This is a genomic window from Brevibacillus choshinensis, assembly GCF_001420695.1.
Lineage (GTDB): Bacteria > Bacillota > Bacilli > Brevibacillales > Brevibacillaceae > Brevibacillus > Brevibacillus choshinensis.
Genome location: NZ_LJJB01000010.1, coordinates 1233120 through 1253776, shown reverse-complemented (window position 1 = coordinate 1253776; position 20657 = coordinate 1233120). Strand labels below are relative to the sequence as shown.

General features: G+C 49.9%; 18 protein-coding genes and 4 tRNA genes. All 22 read left to right on the top strand.

The features are described 5' to 3' along the window. Nucleotides 1–10 precede the first annotated feature (10 nt). The 22 genes from hisD (at nucleotide 11) to trxB (ending at nucleotide 20540) form a co-directional block, all read left to right on the top strand. Complete coding sequence (gene hisD / locus AN963_RS16140) at nucleotides 11–1309, top strand: histidinol dehydrogenase (RefSeq protein ID WP_055745561.1); 1299 nt, start codon at nucleotides 11–13, stop codon at nucleotides 1307–1309. Continuing rightward, nucleotides 1306–1905, top strand: coding sequence for an imidazoleglycerol-phosphate dehydratase HisB (gene hisB / locus AN963_RS16135; protein WP_055745560.1), 600 nt, complete (start codon nucleotides 1306–1308; stop codon nucleotides 1903–1905). The genes hisD and hisB overlap by 4 nt, the downstream gene beginning before the upstream one ends. Before the next feature lies 1 nt (nucleotide 1906). After that, entirely contained in the window at nucleotides 1907–2524 is a 618-nt protein-coding gene (gene hisH, locus AN963_RS16130) for an imidazole glycerol phosphate synthase subunit HisH (protein ID WP_055745559.1), read from the top strand. Next, entirely contained in the window at nucleotides 2521–3258 is a 738-nt protein-coding gene (gene hisA / locus AN963_RS16125; RefSeq protein ID WP_055745558.1) for a 1-(5-phosphoribosyl)-5-[(5-phosphoribosylamino)methylideneamino]imidazole-4-carboxamide isomerase, read from the top strand. Before hisH ends, hisA begins: the two co-directional genes overlap by 4 nt. Nucleotide 3259: 1 nt before the next feature. After that, nucleotides 3260–4018, top strand: coding sequence for an imidazole glycerol phosphate synthase subunit HisF (gene hisF / locus AN963_RS16120; protein WP_055745557.1), 759 nt, complete (start codon nucleotides 3260–3262; stop codon nucleotides 4016–4018). Beyond that, nucleotides 4015–4659, top strand: coding sequence for a bifunctional phosphoribosyl-AMP cyclohydrolase/phosphoribosyl-ATP diphosphatase HisIE (hisIE, locus tag AN963_RS16115; RefSeq protein ID WP_055745556.1), 645 nt, complete (start codon nucleotides 4015–4017; stop codon nucleotides 4657–4659). Before hisF ends, hisIE begins: the two co-directional genes overlap by 4 nt. A gap of 151 nt (nucleotides 4660–4810) precedes the next feature. After that, complete coding sequence (locus AN963_RS16110) at nucleotides 4811–5380, top strand: GNAT family N-acetyltransferase (RefSeq protein ID WP_236707999.1); 570 nt, start codon at nucleotides 4811–4813, stop codon at nucleotides 5378–5380. A gap of 73 nt (nucleotides 5381–5453) precedes the next feature. Then, complete coding sequence (locus AN963_RS16105) at nucleotides 5454–7388, top strand: transporter substrate-binding domain-containing protein (protein ID WP_236707998.1); 1935 nt, start codon at nucleotides 5454–5456, stop codon at nucleotides 7386–7388. Further along, on the top strand, nucleotides 7363–8730 hold the full coding sequence (locus AN963_RS16100) for a sigma-54-dependent transcriptional regulator (RefSeq protein ID WP_055745554.1): 1368 nt from the start codon (nucleotides 7363–7365) through the stop codon (nucleotides 8728–8730). The genes AN963_RS16105 and AN963_RS16100 overlap by 26 nt, the downstream gene beginning before the upstream one ends. Before the next feature lie 174 nt (nucleotides 8731–8904). Next, nucleotides 8905–9921, top strand: coding sequence for a TAXI family TRAP transporter solute-binding subunit (locus AN963_RS16095; RefSeq protein ID WP_055745552.1), 1017 nt, complete (start codon nucleotides 8905–8907; stop codon nucleotides 9919–9921). Nucleotides 9922–9968: 47 nt separating this feature from the next. Continuing rightward, complete coding sequence (locus tag AN963_RS16090) at nucleotides 9969–10484, top strand: DUF1850 domain-containing protein (RefSeq protein WP_055745551.1); 516 nt, start codon at nucleotides 9969–9971, stop codon at nucleotides 10482–10484. Beyond that, nucleotides 10485–12452 (top strand): TRAP transporter permease, encoded by a 1968-nt coding sequence (locus AN963_RS16085; RefSeq protein WP_055745550.1) that lies wholly within the window; start codon nucleotides 10485–10487, stop codon nucleotides 12450–12452. It abuts the gene before it with no gap. Between the two features lie 231 nt (nucleotides 12453–12683). Next, complete coding sequence (locus AN963_RS32375; protein ID WP_083496959.1) at nucleotides 12684–12971, top strand: helix-turn-helix domain-containing protein; 288 nt, start codon at nucleotides 12684–12686, stop codon at nucleotides 12969–12971. Nucleotides 12972–13145: 174 nt separating this feature from the next. After that, nucleotides 13146–14162, top strand: coding sequence for a TAXI family TRAP transporter solute-binding subunit (locus tag AN963_RS16075; protein WP_055745552.1), 1017 nt, complete (start codon nucleotides 13146–13148; stop codon nucleotides 14160–14162). A 47-nt stretch (nucleotides 14163–14209) separates the two neighbouring features. Beyond that, on the top strand, nucleotides 14210–14725 hold the full coding sequence (locus AN963_RS16070; RefSeq protein ID WP_055745551.1) for a DUF1850 domain-containing protein: 516 nt from the start codon (nucleotides 14210–14212) through the stop codon (nucleotides 14723–14725). Continuing rightward, nucleotides 14726–16693, top strand: coding sequence for a TRAP transporter permease (locus tag AN963_RS16065; protein ID WP_055745550.1), 1968 nt, complete (start codon nucleotides 14726–14728; stop codon nucleotides 16691–16693). A gap of 645 nt (nucleotides 16694–17338) precedes the next feature. Next, nucleotides 17339–17415, top strand: a tRNA-Asp gene (locus AN963_RS16060). Between the two features lie 34 nt (nucleotides 17416–17449). Further along, nucleotides 17450–17525 (top strand) — tRNA-Phe (locus tag AN963_RS16055). A 5-nt stretch (nucleotides 17526–17530) separates the two neighbouring features. Further along, nucleotides 17531–17606 (top strand) — tRNA-Lys (locus AN963_RS16050). 41 nt (nucleotides 17607–17647) lie between these two features. Then, a tRNA-Gly gene (locus AN963_RS16045) sits at nucleotides 17648–17723 on the top strand. Nucleotides 17724–17870: 147 nt separating this feature from the next. Further along, entirely contained in the window at nucleotides 17871–19514 is a 1644-nt protein-coding gene (locus AN963_RS16040) for a tetratricopeptide repeat protein (RefSeq protein WP_055745549.1), read from the top strand. Nucleotides 19515–19580: 66 nt separating this feature from the next. Beyond that, nucleotides 19581–20540: a thioredoxin-disulfide reductase gene (trxB, locus tag AN963_RS16035; protein WP_055745548.1), complete on the top strand. Its 960-nt coding sequence runs from the start codon at nucleotides 19581–19583 to the stop codon at nucleotides 20538–20540. Nucleotides 20541–20657 lie beyond the last annotated feature (117 nt).

Here is a 20657-nt window from a genome sequence, read left to right as displayed (position 1 = left end):
TGACACAGCGATGCGCATCATGTCGGCCAGTCAATTTGACGGAAAACGATCAGTAGACTCTGGCACCAAGGAGCAACAGGAAGCAGTCAAAGCTATTCTCTCGGATGTGCGGGAACGAGGAGACGAAGCGCTGCGAGATTATACGGAGCGGTTCGATCGCGTGCGCCTGGAGCAATTTCTCGTGAGTGATGAGGAATTCGCCGAAGCCAGCGCGCAAGTCTCCTCTGAAGTAAGAGACGCTCTCGCTGAAGCGGCTGAAAATATTCGAGATTTCCATCAAAGGCAAGTGCGCCAGTCCTGGTTTTCTACGAAGGAGAGCGGAACGTTGCTCGGTCAGATCATTCGTCCATTGAAGCGAGCAGGACTGTATGTGCCGGGTGGTACCGCGGCGTATCCGTCCAGCGTTCTGATGAATGCCATCCCTGCCAAGATCGCAGGTGTACCCGAAGTGGTCATCACGACACCTCCCGGACGAGATGGAAAAATCAATCCGGCGATTCTCGTGGCAGCACAGATTGCAGGCGTGAAGGAAATATACAAGGTAGGTGGCGCACAGGCAATCGCAGCGCTTACTTATGGAACCGTTCAAATCAAAGCCGTCGATAAAATCGTAGGTCCGGGCAACATATTTGTGGCTTTGGCGAAGCGGGAAGTGTTTGGGCTGGTTAGCATCGATATGGTAGCGGGACCGAGCGAGATCGCTGTCCTGGCTGACGAGACTGCCAATCCACGCTATATCGCGGCTGATCTGCTCTCACAGGCAGAGCACGATCCGATGTCCGCTGCGATTCTTGTAACTACGTCGCAGACAGTCGCAGAAGCCGTCGCCAGGGAAGTCGAACGACAGCTGGCAGATCTGCCGCGTCGCCAGATCGCAGAAGCGGCGATCCGTGATTTTGGGGCCATTTTAGTGGTCAATGATCTGGAGGAAGGCTTCGCTGTGATCAACCGCATTGCTCCCGAGCATTTAGAAATCATGATCGCGGAGCCATTCGAGCATCTGGGTAAGGTGGAGAACGCAGGGGCGATATTCCTCGGAGCGTACAGCTCGGAACCGGTGGGCGATTACTTTGCGGGCACCAACCACGTCATTCCGACCAATGGGACAGCGCGTTTTTCGTCGCCTCTTTCCGTGGATGACTTCATCAAGAAATCGAGCGTCGTCTCCTACAGCAAGCGCGACTTGCTGGAGAATGGGCATAAAATCGTAGCACTGGCCGAGCAGGAAGGTCTGGCTGCACACGGACGGGCAATTACCGAACGTCTACGTGACTTTGATAGCGAAGAGCAGGAGCGTGACAACGGATGAGTGAGTTGCAAAAACGAGTAGCGCAGATCGAGCGCAATACGAATGAGACCCAGATCGCCCTTTCCTTTGGAATTGACGGGGCAGGAGAGAGCAAGCAGGATTCCGGCGTGCCGTTTCTCGATCACATGTTGGATCTGTTTACGCGGCATGGACATTTTGATCTGAACGTGAAAGCAAAAGGCGACATCGAAATCGACTATCACCACACGGTAGAGGACATCGGCATTTGCCTGGGCCACTCTCTGCGTGAGGCATTGGGCGATAAAAAAGGCATTAAGCGCTACGGCAATGCCTTTGTGCCGATGGACGATGCGCTAGCTCAAGTTGTTATCGATATTAGTAACCGTCCGCATCTGGAGTACCGGGCGACGTATCCAACCAACGTGGTCGGGCAATTCCCTACTGAGCTGGTGCATGAATTTCTGTGGAAGTTTGCCCTGGAGGCGCGGATCAATCTGCACGTGATCCTGCACTATGGACACAATACACATCACATGATTGAAGCGATCTTCAAAGCACTTGGCCGCGCGCTGGACGAAGCGACGACGATCGACCCGCGAGTCAAAGGGGTCCCGTCTACCAAAGGGGTTTTGTAACATGATCGGCATTATCGACTATGGCATGGGCAATTTGTACAGCCTGAGCAAAGCGCTGGAACGTCTGGGCTATTCCTATGATTTTGTTTCCCAGCCAGAGCGCCTGAATGACTTTAGCGGACTGATCTTGCCTGGTGTCGGGGCGTTTGGCGATGCGATTGCTAACATTCGTGAGCTGGGACTGGAACAGGCGATTCATGATTATGCGGCATCAGGGCGTCCTATCCTGGGCATTTGCCTCGGCATGCAGCTGTTGTTTGGAAAGAGTGAAGAACACGGTGAACACATCGGGCTGGGGTTACTGAGTGGAGAGGCTATCCGTTTTGCTGGTGATTACAAGATCCCGCACATGGGCTGGAACCAGCTGCAGCTCACGCAAAAGCACTGGCTGCTCGACGGTGTGCAGAACGGCGACTACGTCTATTTTGTCCACTCCTATCACGTGCGGGTGGGAAGTGCAGATGAATTGCTGGCAACGAGTGACTACCATCAGGATGTGACCGCCATTGTAGGACGGGAGAACGTATACGGCATGCAGTTCCACCCGGAAAAGAGCGGAGAGACCGGGATGCAATTGCTGCGCAATTTTGCCGTGCAGTGTGAGGGGGTATTGGCATGAGTTTCATTATTTATCCGGCAATTGATATTCGCGGGGGGAAATGCGTCCGATTGTTTCAGGGAGACTATGCCCAGGAAACGGTTTACGCTGACTCTCCTTTGGAAATGGCAAAGAGGTGGGTAGAACAGGGAGCTTCGTGGGTACATCTGGTCGATCTGGATGGAGCCAAGGAAGGCAAGCCTGCCAATGCCGAGATCATCAAGGAAATCGCGCGTACGATTCCAGTTCCGGTACAAGTGGGCGGAGGAATTCGGACGGAAGAACAGATCGCCGATTACTTGGAAGCGGGCGTGGCGAGAGTCATCGTCGGTACGGCTGCGATCGAAGACGAGCCGTTTACCCAGCGTATTTTGCAAGCGTACGGAGACAAGATCGCGATCGGTCTCGATTGCCGAAATGGCATGGTCGCGACTCGTGGCTGGCTAAATACCACTGACGTATCAGCGACTGAGCTGGCAAAGCGATTAGTGTCGTATGGAGCAGAGACCTTCATTTATACAGACATTGCTCGCGATGGCACGTTGACGGGACCCAATGTGGAGGAAATCTCGGCGTTGGCAATCGCCACGGGTAAATCGGTCATCGCATCTGGCGGAGTGAGCAATCTCGATGATCTTTTGACGCTCTCCACTCATGAGAAAGACGGCGTAACGGGTGCCATCGTCGGAAAAGCGCTTTACACAGACGCATTCACCTTGGATGAGGCGCTGAATCGCATGGGGGAGCGTGTATAAAATGCTAGCCAAACGAATCATTCCTTGCCTGGATGTAAAAGACGGTCGGGTCGTAAAAGGCGTGCAGTTTTTGGGACTGCGTGACGCGGGCGACCCAGTCGAGCTCGCCAAGAAATACAGTGAAGAGCGAGCAGATGAGCTCGTTTTTCTCGATATATCTGCTTCTCATGAAGGCCGCAAGACGATGGTAGATGTGATTGAACGCACAGCTGCCAACATTACCATTCCGTTTACGGTTGGTGGTGGGATCAACAGCGTCGATGACATGAAGCGCATTTTACGCGCAGGAGCCGATAAGATTTCACTGAATACAGCCGCCGTGCTACGGCCAGAACTGATCCACGAAGGAGCGACTGTTTTTGGCTCCCAATGTGTCGTCGTAGCGATTGATGCCCGCCTCGTGGGGGGAGAGCGATGGGAAGTGTACACCCATGGAGGACGCAATGCTACAGGAAGAGATGTCGTTGAATGGGCACAGGAAGCAGAAGCTCTGGGCGCAGGCGAAATTCTGCTCACGAGCATGGATGACGACGGGGAGAAAAAGGGCTTTGGCATCGAGTTGACCAGACGGGTATCTGAAGCCGTAGGCGTCCCGGTCATCGCATCCGGTGGTGCGGGCTCTCGTGAGCATTTTTTCGGCGTGTTAACAGACGGCAAGGCGGATGCAGCATTGGCTGCTTCGATTTTCCACTATGATGAGACCTCGATCCAATCGGTGAAAGAGTATCTCCAGACCAGAGGAGTTGTGGTGCGGCCATGACAGCAGAGATCGCGTGGGAACAATTGAAATTTGATGAAAATGGCCTCATTCCCGCCATTGTACAGGATGCGGTGAGCAAGGAAGTACTGACGCTCGCTTATATGAACAAGGAGTCGCTGCAAAAATCGCTGGAGACGAAGGAGACCTGGTTCTGGAGCCGTTCGCGTGAAGAGCTGTGGCACAAAGGAGCGACGTCTGGAAATACGCAGCAGATCCTTTCCATTCGCTATGATTGCGACGGTGACGCATTGGTTGTACAGGTAGTGCCAAATGGTCCTGCCTGCCACACAGGAGCGTATAGCTGTTTTGCGGGTGAGCTGGTAGAAGGCGCACAGGAGGCTTCCAGTACAGGTACTGCTGACCGTTTTGCCATTCTCGCAGAACTGGAGCAATTGATTGCAGCCCGCGAAGCAGAGCGCCCTGAAGGCTCTTACACGACGTATTTATTTGAAAAAGGCGTGGACAAGATCTTGAAAAAGGTAGGCGAAGAGGCGGCTGAGGTCATCATCGCAGCAAAAAATCGAAGCCATGAAGAACTGCGCTACGAAGCATCTGATCTGATCTTCCATTTGCTCGTTCTCCTGCGGGAGCAAAAATTGCCGCTGGATCAGGTCTTAACCGAGCTCCAGAGCCGCCGTTGATCAATAGATACAGCCCAAACCACTCCCTTTACCAGAGAGTGGTTTTTTTGTTACTATTGCACTATCTGACTTTCGAAAGGTGTGGTGACCATGATGACAAAAAACATCATTAGCCGACGTGACCCATTTGCAAAAAAACCATCGGAAGGCAGTGAACGGTTTGTACACAGGAAAATTAATCGAATTACGACCAGTTACCAGAGAAGATATGGAGCGGATGTATGTTTGGCGTAACGATGAAGAAGCGGCTACATGGGCTGCGGGCACATCGGTAGCGATTTACAGCAATATATCGTTAGATTCATTACATGCGATGTATGACGAAAATGTTCGATCCGCCCAGTTGTCGGATAAATTAAATAGATTTGTGTTTTCCGTCTATACAAGAGAAGGTGTGCATATTGGCAGTTGTGATTACCGCGAAGTCAATCCCGTTACGCGGGCAGCCACCATCGGAATTGCCATCATGGATAAAGGATACTGGAGCAAAGGATACGGAACCGATACGCTTCAGGTGTTGCTCCGCTTTCTCTTTAACAAGTTAAACTTGAATCGGGTGCAGCTAGATACGTGGAGCGGAAATGCCCGTGCGATTCGCGCCTATGAGAAATGCGGCTTCGTGGTAGAAGGAAGGCTTCGTCAGAACGAATACGTCGACGGACAGTATTACGATACCATCATGATGGGGCTTTTGCGTGAGGACTTTTTCCGTAACAAGTAGGAGCGAGACCCCTGTATGAGCAGGGGTCTTTTCTATGAGACCAAAGCTAGTCGGGGAAAGGAGGAGGCGTAATTTGATCATTCGCTATTGGTTGTTTATTCTGCTGCTTGCTTGTGGCTGCTTGTTTCCAGCTGATGTATACGCCGAAGACAAGATCTTGCGAATTGCTTTTGACAAAGCGCTTCCTCCATTCTCCTCTTTGGATTCGAATGGGGAGATGGTTGGCTTCAATATTGAGCTGATCCGTGCCATTGCGCAGCATAACGGCTGGGAGTTGGAATACGTACCCCTTGACTGGGAGGATGCAGTGACTGCCTTGCGTACTGGCGAAGTGGACGTGCTCCTGGGCATGAAGTATACCAACCGATACGATCAGGTCTTTGATTTTAGCGAATCCTTTTTTACGATGTCGGAGGTGCTTTTGGTACCGAGCTATGATCAAGAAATTTTTACCCTGAATCAATTGAGCGAGAAGGTCGTTGCGGTCCAGCGCGCCCATACGAGTATGGATCTATTGGAAAGTGTCAGAAGAGTCAAAATGGTCGTGTCCTTTAGTCAACAGGAAGCGCTGGAAAATCTGCTTCGCGGGCGGGCCGATGCCTTTATAGGCAATCGCTGGACAGCGGAGTACCTGTTGCGAAAAGAAAACCGCTGGGATGATTTTACGATGCGGTCTGGCTTGATCAATCCGACTGATTACGCATTCGCTGTTCGCGAGGGGCATTCAGAGCTCCTGGATTCGCTGAATGAAGGATTAAATCAGCTGTATCGGGATGGGACGTATACGAGGCTGTACAGCAAATATTTTGAGCCGTACTCGCCCCATTTGACTGACTGGTGGCGCAAGGTGGTAGCTGGTCTTTTGATCGCTTTGGCTGTCGGCGTGATTTCGATAGCGACGTTTTACACATGGAATAAACGTTTGCAAGCAGAGGTAAAGCGGCAAACAGCAGCACTGGCAGACGTGCTCGCCTTTCAACGTAAAGTTCTCGATCATACGGAAAGCTCGATCCTTTCGCTGGACATGGACGGGCATATCACACTGGTAAATCAGGTGGCAAAACGAATGTTGGCTGTAAGCGACGAATCGCTAGGGTGGCATATTGTATCCGTCTTACCTCAGTTGCCTTGGGAAACGGCTGTACAAAACAGGCATCGGCAGTACGAGGGTGAGTTTTTGTGGGATCAGGAATCACAACAGATCTATCATTATTACATGGCGCCCTTTATCAATAGTACACACGAACAGGTAGGCTGGATCGTGACACTACAGGATCGGACGGAGCAAAAGCGAATGCAAGCACGTTTGATCGCTCAGGAGAAAATGCGCGCCCTCGGTCAGCTGGTTGCGGGGATAGCCCATGAATTACGCAATCCCTTAACGGCGATCAAGACGTTCGTTGAGCTGTTGCCGAAGAAAATAGATGATTCCCGTTTCCGCACGCAGATGCTCCGTTATGTCCCTGAGGAAATGGAACGGATGAATCGGATTCTCGAAGATTTGCTCGATTATTCCAGGACCAAGCCTCTCCAGACTCATAAGACCTCCGTGGATGAGCTGGTGTATTCGGTCCTCGGCCTGTTTACGAGGCGGATGGAGAGTGAGCGGATTCAGGTGTGTATCAGCATACCGGACCACTTGACGATCGATGTGGACCGAGGAAGGGTCAAGCAGGTCTTGATTAATCTAGTCCTTAATGCGATGGAATCAATGGTGGCGAGCAGCGAGAAGCGATTGAACATTCAGGCGGGAGAAGGCAACGGTGAGGCGTGGCTATCGGTCAAAGACACTGGGGAAGGCATGGGGGAAGAGCAATTGCGCAACTTGTTTGAGCCTTTTTATACCAGCAAGTCCCAAGGGATTGGGCTTGGTCTTTACGTGAGCCAAAAAATTATGCGGGAGCACAGCGCACGTATGGAAGTGAGCAGTGAGGTCCGGGCAGGTACTACCTTTACCCTGAGGTTTGAACAGGAGGACAGCGATGCAAAACTTGTTGATTGTCGATGATGAACCTTCAATATGTGTCTCCCTCTCCTTTGCGCTGGAGGATGATTATGCGGTTTGGACTGCGACGGATGCCGAAACCGCATTGGAGACGGTGCAATCGGAGCAGATCGACTGCGTCTTGTTGGATCTGAGTCTCGGACAATCGAGTGGATTGGCATTGCTTTCCCAGATCAAGACCATTCGACCACAGATTACGGTGATTATGATGACAGCATATGGAACCATCGAGTCGTCCGTAGAAGCGATCAAGGCTGGAGCCTACCACTATTTGACCAAGCCGCTACATATAGACGAGGTCAAGCTGCTCTTGGACAAGGCCTTTGAATTTCAGGCGCTGCACAAACAGGTACAGGTCTTGAGTGATGCGGTAAAGCAGCAGCAGTCGTACGCAGGGATCATCGGAAAAAGTCCTGTGATGGGCAGGGTGTTTGAACTGATCAAAAAAGTAAAGGACATTCCTTCGAGCATTTTGATTACAGGAGAAAGTGGGACTGGCAAGGAGCTGGTGGCACGAGCTATTCATTTTGAAGGGAATCGATCCTTGGCTCCGTTTTCCGTAATTAATTGTGCGGCGATCCCCGAGACTTTATTAGAAAGTGAACTGTTTGGGCATGAAAAGGGGACATTTACGGGGGCTTATCAGAGTAAAAAAGGTCTGTTTGAGCGTTCTCACGGGGGCACGGTGTTCCTTGATGAAATCGGGGAAATGCCACTCTCCTTACAGGCAAAGCTATTGCGGGTCATTCAGGACAGGGTCGTCACTCCTCTCGGCAGCTATGAACAAAAAGAGGTGGATATCCGGATCATTGCCGCGACCAATCGGCAGCTGGAGGACGAAGTGGCCAAGGGGACGTTTCGTGAGGATCTTTTTTACCGGCTCAATGTCATCCCGATTCGCACCCCGGCGCTGCGGGAACGGATGGAGGACATTGCACACCTCGTCGATCATTTTCTGCAAAGATGCACGCTCAGTATGGGGAAGCGCGAGAAAGTCTTCACCCCAGAGGCGAAAAAATGGCTCTACTCTTACACGTATCCGGGGAATGTACGGGAGGTGGCCAATATTGTGGAGTATGCGGTTGCGCTTTCCCAAGGGGAGCGTATTACATTGGAGGACTTGCCTCCAGCTTTGACAGAGCGCAAGCAGGACGTACAGGGTAGGCAATCCGAAAGAGACGGGGTGATCATTCCGAACGGTATCACCCTGGATGAAGCGGAACGGCGCGTCATTTTGCATACGCTGGAACGTCATGCTGGCCATCGAAAGAAAACAGCGGATCAGCTGGGCATTAGTGAACGAGGTTTGCGGCAAAAGCTCAAGCAATATCTCGAAATAGAATAATCATCAAAACCGGCAAAAAATTCCGCTCGGAGGGGATTTTTCTGCCGGATTTTTGTTAGGAGAACTGATTAAGGGCAAGCAATGCCGGAATCATCTGCTAACCTTCTGCTTGGCATAGATGTTGCATTTAAATACGTATTGAAAGCGATTTCATAAAGAAAGAGGGGGACATGCATGATGATAAAAAACAAGATGCTGACAATCATGTCATCTGTGCTGCTTGTATTGACCGTATCTGCTTGTGGCGGGCAATCCACAACAGCACCACAAGCGGGACAATCGGGAGGAGCGGCTGCAGGTGGCGGGGCTGAACAGAAGTTTTTGACGATCGCGACAGGGGGCAGCTCCGGTCCGTATTACACGCTGGGTGGGGCGATGGCCAAGATCTACAAAGAGAAGCTGGGCTACAACGCTTCCGTCCAATCGACCGGTGCATCCGTGGAAAATATCAATTTGGTAAAAGCCAAAAAGGCAGATGTAGCGTTTGTCATGTCTGATGTAACGACGTTTGCTTATGCTGGTCAGGAAAATTTCAAAGAGGGCGGTGCCATCAAAGATCTTCGTGCGATGGCTGGGCTGTATCTGAACTACGTGCAAATCGTGACGTTAAAAGACCGCAATATCAAGTCAGTGGCAGATTTGAAAGGGAAACGCGTCGGTGTAGGGGCTCCCAACTCTGGGGTAGAAGTGAATGCGCGTATGGTCTTGGCAGGGCATGGCATTTCGTATGACGACATCAAAGCAGACTACCTGTCGTATGCAGAAGCGATCGAGCAACTGAAAAACAATGCAATTGATGCGGCATTTGTTACATCTGGATTGCCGAACTCTACGGTAATCGACCTCAGTACAACCAAGGACGTCGAGATCGTTCCGATCAAAAAAGAAGATGTGGAGAAGATGAAGGAGCAGTTCCCGTTCTTTGTGTCGGCCGAGATTCCAGCTGGACTGTACAAGAACGATCAACCGATTCAAACAGCCGCGATCCGCAATATTTTGCTAGTGCGTAATGACTTGTCTGATGATCAAGTATACAAGCTGACCAAAACGTTCTTTGACGAGATGGAGGCATTGAGAGCGGCGCACAGCGCAGCCAAGGAAATCGATGTGAAGGAAGCGGGCAAGAATTTAGTGGTTCCCCTGCATCCAGGGGCTGAAAAATACTACAAAGAAGTCGGCGCTCTGAATTAAAAGGGCGCAAGACAAGGCAATAACGCGGTGAGGGGGAGGATTCCAACATGAAAAAATGGCGATGGCATACGTTCTTCCTCCTGATCACGGTACTCATTTTAGCGGGTTCTCATCCCTATCTCGTGCTTCGTGATTTTCATCGGCAGGAACTGATCGGCGTGGTACCGATGCGGTTGCAAGATACATTTCAATTGGAGTGGATTCATTCCGTCGAATTAACCCCATGGAGAGAGACGTACCGGGTGGCAGGTTTGTCCGGAATGGAGTTGGCCGAGACTTCTTTCCGGTCATTTGGAGCAGGAGTCCCAGCCAATTTTCAAGATCAGCATGATGTCCACTTGACTGTTCATGACGGCTGGATAACCGTTTCAGGCTTGAACGAGCAGCGCGATCAAGTGTTGTATTTAATCACGCGCGAAGACTACACGTTGTTGGTCGAAGGGAGCAAATGGAGATTGGCATCCTTATTGCCATTGGGCACTTCGCTGGAGCTGTCCGTCAAGTGGTTTCCGTGGTGGTATCGATATGTTCACGGGTTGGAGAAGAGAGGAAGTGAAGAATAGATGAGTACGCAGGTACAATTGCCGAATGAAGAAGAGATTCGGAACAACGAGAGTAAAGCGCAGGCGATCCTCCAAGAGTACGATAAGGAAGCCGGATACCGCGTTTTCTCGAAAAAATGGCTGACTGTTTTGGTCTCCGTGATAGCAGTAGCCTTTGCCTTGTATCACATGTATGCAGCTTACGCCATTCCATTTGTGACACTGAAGCACCGTTCTTTGCACGTTGCCATTGTTCTCTGTCTCATCTTTGTGCTTTATCCAGGCTGGAAGCGAGCGTCGCGCAAGACATTGTCCTTGCTGGATGGCTTGTTGGCCGTCCTCTCTATAGGAACGGCAGGATACATATTCGTCTACTACATGGATATTGTGAATCGGGGAGGTATTCCCTCAAGCCTTGATGTCATTTTTGCAACGATTACGTGCCTCTTGGTACTCGAAGCATCCCGGCGCGTTGCCGGGTGGGAACTGACGGCGATGGCAGCCGTTTTTGTGGCGTATGCTTATGTGGGGCCATACCTGCCAGGAGATTTTGGTCATCGAGGATACACCTTTAGTGACATTGCCAACTACATGTATGTGACTACCGAAGGGATTTTCGGGGACGCCACGGCGGTTTCTGCCTCGTTTATCATTTTGTTTATCATTTTCGGTGCGTTTTTGTCCAAGTCCGGAATGGGTACGCTGTTCAATGATTTATCGCTCTCATTGGCAGGCAGCAGCAAGGGCGGGCCAGCAAAAGTAGGGGTTATCGCAAGTGCTGTTCATGGCTCGATTAATGGTTCGGCCATCGCGAGTGTTGTGACGACAGGTTCGTTTACCATACCCATGATGAAGCGAGTCGGCTACAAACCGGAGTTCGCTGCTGCTGTCGAAGCAACTGCTGCGGTAGGGGGCCAAATTTTGCCTCCAATTATGGGGGCGGCAGCTTTTATCATGGCCGAGACGTTGGGAGTCCCTTACATTACGATTGCGATCGCTGCTCTTATCCCTGCGATCATGTACTATTTTGGTCTGCTCGTTCAGGTGCATTTGCGTGCTGACCGTGACAATTTGCAAGGGCTGAGCAAGCACGAGCTTCCTAAAATCAAAGAGGTGATGCGTGAACGGGGACATCTCCTGTTGCCGCTTATCTTGCTCGTCGTTTTGCTGATGATGGGGTATACGCCTACGCTGGTAGCGGTTATTACAATTATCGCGACGATCATCATTGCAGCGTTGCGTCCATCGAGCCGCATGAATTTACGGGATGTATTGCAGGCACTGGAAAACGGGGTTCGTGATGCGCTTGGAGTGGCAGTAGCGTGTGCGGCTGTGGGGATTACCGTAGGGGTATTCAGTCTGACAGGGTTGGGATTGAAGCTGGCAAATATCATTTTGATGATGGGATCTGGCAGCTTGTTTATGACTCTTTTTTTCACGATGATTGCTTCTATTATTTTGGGTCTGGGACTTCCTTCCATTCCTTGTTATATCATTACGGCCACGATGGCGGCTCCGGCTCTCTCCTCTTACGGAATTGATCCGTTGGCTTCTCACCTGTTTGTCTTTTATTTCGGGGCGATCGCCAATCTGACGCCGCCTATTGCGCTAGCGGCGTTTGCCGGGGCGGGGATTGCGGGTTCTGATCCGCAGCGGACTGGCTGGATATCGTGCAAACTAGCTTTGGCAGGATTCATTGTCCCGTTCATTTTCATCTACAAACCGGCGATGCTCATCTCGAATTCAGGTATTACTGATATTGTGTTTGCTACGGTAGCTACAGTTTTGGCAGTCATCGCACTCGCGGCGGCGACAGAAGGCTTCTTATTCACAAAGATCAACTTGCTGATGCGTGCTGTGATGATTGTTGGTGGGGTGCTATTGATCTTCCCTGAAATGTACCTGATGGGAGTGGGGCTGGTACTGATGATAGCAGCAGGGGTCATTCAATATGTAAAAAAGCGTAGTGTAAGGACAATCCAAGCCTAAACGGACGACTGAATATGCTATAGTAGTGGAGTGGGAAGTACTTTCCTGCTCCTTTTTTATATGAGAGTCATTTAAATATGGAAGAAATAACCTTTGAAAATAACTCTTGATTTCATTTTTGGGATGTGATAGATTATTCCTTGTCGCCAACGAGCGATGACAAAACATGAGAAAAGATCGCAAATTTCGCTAGAAAAAAGATCTTGACTCTNTCCGGGGAATGTACGGGAGGTGGCCAATATTGTGGAGTATGCGGTTGCGCTTTCCCAAGGGGAGCGTATTACATTGGAGGACTTGCCTCCAGCTTTGACAGAGCGCAAGCAGGACGTACAGGGTAGGCAATCCGAAAGAGACGGGGTGATCATTCCGAACGGTATCACCCTGGATGAAGCGGAACGGCGCGTCATTTTGCATACGCTGGAACGTCATGCTGGCCATCGAAAGAAAACAGCGGATCAGCTGGGCATTAGTGAACGAGGTTTGCGGCAAAAGCTCAAGCAATATCTCGAAATAGAATAATCATCAAAACCGGCAAAAAATTCCGCTCGGAGGGGATTTTTCTGCCGGATTTTTGTTAGGAGAACTGATTAAGGGCAAGCAATGCCGGAATCATCTGCTAACCTTCTGCTTGGCATAGATGTTGCATTTAAATACGTATTGAAAGCGATTTCATAAAGAAAGAGGGGGACATGCATGATGATAAAAAACAAGATGCTGACAATCATGTCATCTGTGCTGCTTGTATTGACCGTATCTGCTTGTGGCGGGCAATCCACAACAGCACCACAAGCGGGACAATCGGGAGGAGCGGCTGCAGGTGGCGGGGCTGAACAGAAGTTTTTGACGATCGCGACAGGGGGCAGCTCCGGTCCGTATTACACGCTGGGTGGGGCGATGGCCAAGATCTACAAAGAGAAGCTGGGCTACAACGCTTCCGTCCAATCGACCGGTGCATCCGTGGAAAATATCAATTTGGTAAAAGCCAAAAAGGCAGATGTAGCGTTTGTCATGTCTGATGTAACGACGTTTGCTTATGCTGGTCAGGAAAATTTCAAAGAGGGCGGTGCCATCAAAGATCTTCGTGCGATGGCTGGGCTGTATCTGAACTACGTGCAAATCGTGACGTTAAAAGACCGCAATATCAAGTCAGTGGCAGATTTGAAAGGGAAACGCGTCGGTGTAGGGGCTCCCAACTCTGGGGTAGAAGTGAATGCGCGTATGGTCTTGGCAGGGCATGGCATTTCGTATGACGACATCAAAGCAGACTACCTGTCGTATGCAGAAGCGATCGAGCAACTGAAAAACAATGCAATTGATGCGGCATTTGTTACATCTGGATTGCCGAACTCTACGGTAATCGACCTCAGTACAACCAAGGACGTCGAGATCGTTCCGATCAAAAAAGAAGATGTGGAGAAGATGAAGGAGCAGTTCCCGTTCTTTGTGTCGGCCGAGATTCCAGCTGGACTGTACAAGAACGATCAACCGATTCAAACAGCCGCGATCCGCAATATTTTGCTAGTGCGTAATGACTTGTCTGATGATCAAGTATACAAGCTGACCAAAACGTTCTTTGACGAGATGGAGGCATTGAGAGCGGCGCACAGCGCAGCCAAGGAAATCGATGTGAAGGAAGCGGGCAAGAATTTAGTGGTTCCCCTGCATCCAGGGGCTGAAAAATACTACAAAGAAGTCGGCGCTCTGAATTAAAAGGGCGCAAGACAAGGCAATAACGCGGTGAGGGGGAGGATTCCAACATGAAAAAATGGCGATGGCATACGTTCTTCCTCCTGATCACGGTACTCATTTTAGCGGGTTCTCATCCCTATCTCGTGCTTCGTGATTTTCATCGGCAGGAACTGATCGGCGTGGTACCGATGCGGTTGCAAGATACATTTCAATTGGAGTGGATTCATTCCGTCGAATTAACCCCATGGAGAGAGACGTACCGGGTGGCAGGTTTGTCCGGAATGGAGTTGGCCGAGACTTCTTTCCGGTCATTTGGAGCAGGAGTCCCAGCCAATTTTCAAGATCAGCATGATGTCCACTTGACTGTTCATGACGGCTGGATAACCGTTTCAGGCTTGAACGAGCAGCGCGATCAAGTGTTGTATTTAATCACGCGCGAAGACTACACGTTGTTGGTCGAAGGGAGCAAATGGAGATTGGCATCCTTATTGCCATTGGGCACTTCGCTGGAGCTGTCCGTCAAGTGGTTTCCGTGGTGGTATCGATATGTTCACGGGTTGGAGAAGAGAGGAAGTGAAGAATAGATGAGTACGCAGGTACAATTGCCGAATGAAGAAGAGATTCGGAACAACGAGAGTAAAGCGCAGGCGATCCTCCAAGAGTACGATAAGGAAGCCGGATACCGCGTTTTCTCGAAAAAATGGCTGACTGTTTTGGTCTCCGTGATAGCAGTAGCCTTTGCCTTGTATCACATGTATGCAGCTTACGCCATTCCATTTGTGACACTGAAGCACCGTTCTTTGCACGTTGCCATTGTTCTCTGTCTCATCTTTGTGCTTTATCCAGGCTGGAAGCGAGCGTCGCGCAAGACATTGTCCTTGCTGGATGGCTTGTTGGCCGTCCTCTCTATAGGAACGGCAGGATACATATTCGTCTACTACATGGATATTGTGAATCGGGGAGGTATTCCCTCAAGCCTTGATGTCATTTTTGCAACGATTACGTGCCTCTTGGTACTCGAAGCATCCCGGCGCGTTGCCGGGTGGGAACTGACGGCGATGGCAGCCGTTTTTGTGGCGTATGCTTATGTGGGGCCATACCTGCCAGGAGATTTTGGTCATCGAGGATACACCTTTAGTGACATTGCCAACTACATGTATGTGACTACCGAAGGGATTTTCGGGGACGCCACGGCGGTTTCTGCCTCGTTTATCATTTTGTTTATCATTTTCGGTGCGTTTTTGTCCAAGTCCGGAATGGGTACGCTGTTCAATGATTTATCGCTCTCATTGGCAGGCAGCAGCAAGGGCGGGCCAGCAAAAGTAGGGGTTATCGCAAGTGCTGTTCATGGCTCGATTAATGGTTCGGCCATCGCGAGTGTTGTGACGACAGGTTCGTTTACCATACCCATGATGAAGCGAGTCGGCTACAAACCGGAGTTCGCTGCTGCTGTCGAAGCAACTGCTGCGGTAGGGGGCCAAATTTTGCCTCCAATTATGGGGGCGGCAGCTTTTATCATGGCCGAGACGTTGGGAGTCCCTTACATTACGATTGCGATCGCTGCTCTTATCCCTGCGATCATGTACTATTTTGGTCTGCTCGTTCAGGTGCATTTGCGTGCTGACCGTGACAATTTGCAAGGGCTGAGCAAGCACGAGCTTCCTAAAATCAAAGAGGTGATGCGTGAACGGGGACATCTCCTGTTGCCGCTTATCTTGCTCGTCGTTTTGCTGATGATGGGGTATACGCCTACGCTGGTAGCGGTTATTACAATTATCGCGACGATCATCATTGCAGCGTTGCGTCCATCGAGCCGCATGAATTTACGGGATGTATTGCAGGCACTGGAAAACGGGGTTCGTGATGCGCTTGGAGTGGCAGTAGCGTGTGCGGCTGTGGGGATTACCGTAGGGGTATTCAGTCTGACAGGGTTGGGATTGAAGCTGGCAAATATCATTTTGATGATGGGATCTGGCAGCTTGTTTATGACTCTTTTTTTCACGATGATTGCTTCTATTATTTTGGGTCTGGGACTTCCTTCCATTCCTTGTTATATCATTACGGCCACGATGGCGGCTCCGGCTCTCTCCTCTTACGGAATTGATCCGTTGGCTTCTCACCTGTTTGTCTTTTATTTCGGGGCGATCGCCAATCTGACGCCGCCTATTGCGCTAGCGGCGTTTGCCGGGGCGGGGATTGCGGGTTCTGATCCGCAGCGGACTGGCTGGATATCGTGCAAACTAGCTTTGGCAGGATTCATTGTCCCGTTCATTTTCATCTACAAACCGGCGATGCTCATCTCGAATTCAGGTATTACTGATATTGTGTTTGCTACGGTAGCTACAGTTTTGGCAGTCATCGCACTCGCGGCGGCGACAGAAGGCTTCTTATTCACAAAGATCAACTTGCTGATGCGTGCTGTGATGATTGTTGGTGGGGTGCTATTGATCTTCCCTGAAATGTACCTGATGGGAGTGGGGCTGGTACTGATGATAGCAGCAGGGGTCATTCAATATGTAAAAAAGCGTAGTGTAAGGACAATCCAAGCCTAAACGGACGACTGAATATGCTATAGTAGTGGAGTGGGAAGTACTTTCCTGCTCCTTTTTTATATGAGAGTCATTTAAATATGGAAGAAATAACCTTTGAAAATAACTCTTGATTTCATTTTTGGGATGTGATAGATTATTCCTTGTCGCCAACGAGCGATGACAAAACATGAGAAAAGATCGCAAATTTCGCTAGAAAAAAGATCTTGACTCTGACATAACGAACGTGATAAGGTATAAAGCGTTCGACAAAAAATGCTCTTTGAAAACTGAACAGCGAAAGCGTTGATGAGTCTATCATTAAATGATTTGCCAGCTTTGAACCAGATACAAACTTTATTGGAGAGTTTGATCCTGGCTCAGGACGAACGCTGGCGGCGTGCCTAATACATGCAAGTCGAGCGAGTCTCTTCGGAGGCTAGCGGCGGACGGGTGAGTAACACGTAGGCAACCTGCCTCTCAGACTGGGATAACATAGGGAAACTTATGCTAATACCGGCAGGGTGTTTGANATAGGTTCGGTGTGGAAGCGTGGCAACACGTGGAGCTGACGAATACTAATCGGTCGAGGACTTATCCACAAATTCTTTAGCAAACATGCGTATTCAGTTTTGAAGGAATGACAGTTCTGTCACGTTTCTTTCATATGGAGCTGTGGTGAAGTTGGAGTTCACGCCGGTCTGTCACACCGGAGGTCGCGGGTTCGAGTCCCGTCAGCTCCGCCATTTCTTTTTTAGGAATGGCGAATCAAATAAGTATGGCTCGGTAGCTCAGTCGGTAGAGCAGAGGACTGAAAATCCTCGTGTCGGCGGTTCGATTCCGTCCCGAGCCACCATGTACGAGCCATTAGCTCAGTTGGTAGAGCATCTGACTTTTAATCAGAGGGTCGAAGGTTCGAGTCCTTCATGGCTCACCAGTTTTTACAATCAACTGAATAGTGAACATTTGTTACCACATGCGGACGTAGCTCAATTGGTAGAGCGTCGCCTTGCCAAGGCGAAGGTCGAGGGTTCGAGACCCTTCGTCCGCTCCATTTATTGTCTGTAAACACCACTGGCTCATAGCAAGTGGTGTTTTCCTGCTTTTATGCACAGAACATTTACAAGACTAGTCAGCTTGTAGGGTGGCAGCGCATCTGGTACGATACTTGGAGTGCTTCTCCTACGATGTTGGAGGTTCTATGAAACATAACAAAAGTATTTTGAAGAAAACAACTGTCGTGGACTTTAAGCAAGATGCCGCTTTTTTTGTGGATCGAGGCACGCGCTTTTTAAATCGTTACGACTATGAAAAGGCATTACGTTCTTTTCGTCGAGCGATTGAGCTGGAGCCTGCGAATGCGGAGTGCCACTGCCATCTGGCTAGTGCGCTCGCAGAGACAGGGCAGTTTGAAGCATCGAATGACGTCCTCTTTGAGGTTATAGAAAAATGGGATACCTCCATGTCAGAAGTATACTTCTACATGGCAAACAACTACGCCAACCTGGAAGATTACCAGATGGCAGAAGAAATGGCGATTCGCTACCTCCAGGAAGAGGGTAACGGTCCTTACCGTGAGGATGCTGAGGAGCTACTGGATTACATCTACTTCGAGCTCGATATGCCGCCTCGTCATTTTCTTCCGAGTGAAAAGGAAGACGTCTACAGCAAACATGAACGCGCTCGACGCAGCTTGGAAGAAGGACGCTTCTTAGAAGCACTGGACATCTTAAAAGAAATCGTGGAAGCAGATCCGTCCTTCCTTCCTGCTTGGAACAACCTGTCGCTCGCCTACTATTATGTAGGGGATTTTCAAGAATCCATGAAAACGATCGAAAAGACATTGGAGATGGAGAACGGCAATCTCCATGCCCTGTGCAATCTGGCGGTTCTGCTGTCGCACCACAATCATGCATCCGAATTGATTTCGTTGATGGACATGTTGAAGAAAGTCGTACCGTTTCACCCGGAAAATACCTACAAGCTGGCGACAACAATGGGTGTGCTGGGCCAACACGACGAGGCTTACTTCCACTACCAACGAATGCTGAAATCCGGTCGTCCACACGAGGCATGTACGTATCATTACGCAGCCATCTCTGCTTATTTAAGTGGACGCAAAGACCAGGCTCTAAAATGGTGGCAAAAGGCCAAGCAAATGGACCCAGAAGCCGGTGTGGCTGACCAATACATCCAGATGGTAAAAAACGAGCAAGAAGGGGAAACTATAAAACCGATCCCTTATCAGTACAACCCGACGCAAAAAGAGGTTTCTTGGGAACAAGCTTCCTTTACAGGCGTGGAGGATTTCAAGACCGACCCGATGATACGAGCATCCTTGCTATGGGCTTTGCAGCATGGACGGGACGAAGTGAAACTCGCTGTTCTGCAGACCTTGTCCTTGATTGGCGACGATGAAGCAGAAACAGCTGTCCGGCAGTTTTATCATTCGACAGACAATCAGCAGATGCAAAAGCTAGCTCTCCTGGCGTTGGCAGATATGGGCGCAGCGATGCCAGAGTACACACCGAAATCCGGCGCTAGCCAGTCCTCTGACGAATGGAGTACAGCAAGCGTAGAGGATGGCATTCAGCACTTCATGGTTGAAGGTGGACAGGTGGCTGCAGGCAATTGGTGCCTCCAATACTGGCAAGAGCATCAGGAGTATGCACAAGGTCACGTACAAGTGCGGAAAGCATTAGCATGGGTCGCTGCATTAGAATATGTATACGGAACCGTGAGTCAAGAGAAACAGTCACAGGCTTTCTTGGCCCAAAAATACGGCGTTTCAGTCTCAACTGTGGCGAAGTGTGTCAAAGTATTGTCGATGCTTGATTTTAAATAGATTATTACATTATAATTAGTTTAAACAAGATCAGACAAAGCTGCTTGACTTAAGGAGGCATCCTATATGAGTGAACAAAAAATCTATGACGTAATTATCGCCGGAGCTGGCCCTGCTGGTATGACGGCTGCTGTATACACTTCCCGTGCGAACATGAGCACGCTGATGCTGGAAAGAGGCATTCCTGGCGGTCAAATGGCTAATACAGAAGAGATCGAGAACTATCCGGGCTTTTCATCGATTCTGGGGCCAGACCTGTCCACCAAAATGTTCGAGCATGCGCAAGCGTTCGGCGCTGAATACGCCTACGGAGAAATCAAGGAAATCCGCGATGAAGCACCGTACAAAAGAGTTGTTACTGGAGACAAGGAGTACCTGGCAAAATCCGTAATCATCGCAACAGGGGCAGAACATCGCCTGTTGGGCGTACCAGGCGAAAAAGAATTGTCTGGTCGCGGCGTATCGTATTGCGCGGTATGTGACGGTGCCTTTTTCCGCAACAAAGAACTGGTAGTCGTAGGTGGCGGTGACTCCGCGGTAGAAGAAGCTGTGTTCCTGACACGCTTCGCTTCCAAAGTAACCATCATTCACCGTCGTGATCAGTTCCGCGCTCAAAAAATCCTGCAAAAACGCGCGTTTGATAACGAAAAGATCGAAGTGATCTGGGATACAGCGGTAAAAGAAATTCGCGGTGAAGGCAAAGTTCAATCCGTCCTGCTGGAAAACACCAAAACAGGCGAGCAACGCGAATTTACCACGGATGGCGCATTCATCTACGTAGGAATGGACCCACTGACAGATAGCGTTCGCCCGCTGGGTATTACCAACGAAGCAGGCTACGTGCTGACCGATGAAAAAATGTACACCAAAGTAAAAGGCGTATTCGCAGCAGGGGATGTTCGTGAAAAAATGTTGCGCCAAGTGGTAACCGCTACAGGTGATGGATCTATCGCTGCTCAATCCGCTCAACATTATGTGGAAGAGCTGAATGAATCGTTAAAAGAACAAAATGTCACAATCTCTTAACCTGGTTGTAACATAGGTGAAATAATTGGGAGTTAAGATAAAGTCAATGAATTGACCCCCTTATCTATATAAACAATTGTTGCGTGACTGGCATTCAGTCGCGCATCTTTTTTTTCT

Excerpts from the sequence above, each read along its gene's own strand:
- AN963_RS16095 (WP_055745552.1), top strand. The coding sequence starts at position 8,905 with ATGATGATAAAAAACAAGATGCTGACAATCATGTCATCTGTGCTGCTT.
- AN963_RS16090 (WP_055745551.1), top strand. The coding sequence starts at position 9,969 with ATGAAAAAATGGCGATGGCATACGTTCTTCCTCCTGATCACGGTACTC.
- AN963_RS16085 (WP_055745550.1), top strand. The coding sequence starts at position 10,485 with ATGAGTACGCAGGTACAATTGCCGAATGAAGAAGAGATTCGGAACAAC.
- AN963_RS16075 (WP_055745552.1), top strand. The coding sequence starts at position 13,146 with ATGATGATAAAAAACAAGATGCTGACAATCATGTCATCTGTGCTGCTT.
- hisIE (WP_055745556.1), top strand. The coding sequence starts at position 4,015 with ATGACAGCAGAGATCGCGTGGGAACAATTGAAATTTGATGAAAATGGC.
- AN963_RS16040 (WP_055745549.1), top strand. The coding sequence starts at position 17,871 with ATGAAACATAACAAAAGTATTTTGAAGAAAACAACTGTCGTGGACTTT.
- hisA (WP_055745558.1), top strand. The coding sequence starts at position 2,521 with ATGAGTTTCATTATTTATCCGGCAATTGATATTCGCGGGGGGAAATGC.
- hisB (WP_055745560.1), top strand. The coding sequence starts at position 1,306 with ATGAGTGAGTTGCAAAAACGAGTAGCGCAGATCGAGCGCAATACGAAT.
- trxB (WP_055745548.1), top strand. The coding sequence starts at position 19,581 with ATGAGTGAACAAAAAATCTATGACGTAATTATCGCCGGAGCTGGCCCT.
- hisD (WP_055745561.1), top strand. The coding sequence starts at position 11 with ATGCGCATCATGTCGGCCAGTCAATTTGACGGAAAACGATCAGTAGAC.
- AN963_RS16070 (WP_055745551.1), top strand. The coding sequence starts at position 14,210 with ATGAAAAAATGGCGATGGCATACGTTCTTCCTCCTGATCACGGTACTC.
- hisH (WP_055745559.1), top strand. The coding sequence starts at position 1,907 with ATGATCGGCATTATCGACTATGGCATGGGCAATTTGTACAGCCTGAGC.
- AN963_RS16100 (WP_055745554.1), top strand. The coding sequence starts at position 7,363 with ATGCAAAACTTGTTGATTGTCGATGATGAACCTTCAATATGTGTCTCC.
- AN963_RS16065 (WP_055745550.1), top strand. The coding sequence starts at position 14,726 with ATGAGTACGCAGGTACAATTGCCGAATGAAGAAGAGATTCGGAACAAC.
- hisF (WP_055745557.1), top strand. The coding sequence starts at position 3,260 with ATGCTAGCCAAACGAATCATTCCTTGCCTGGATGTAAAAGACGGTCGG.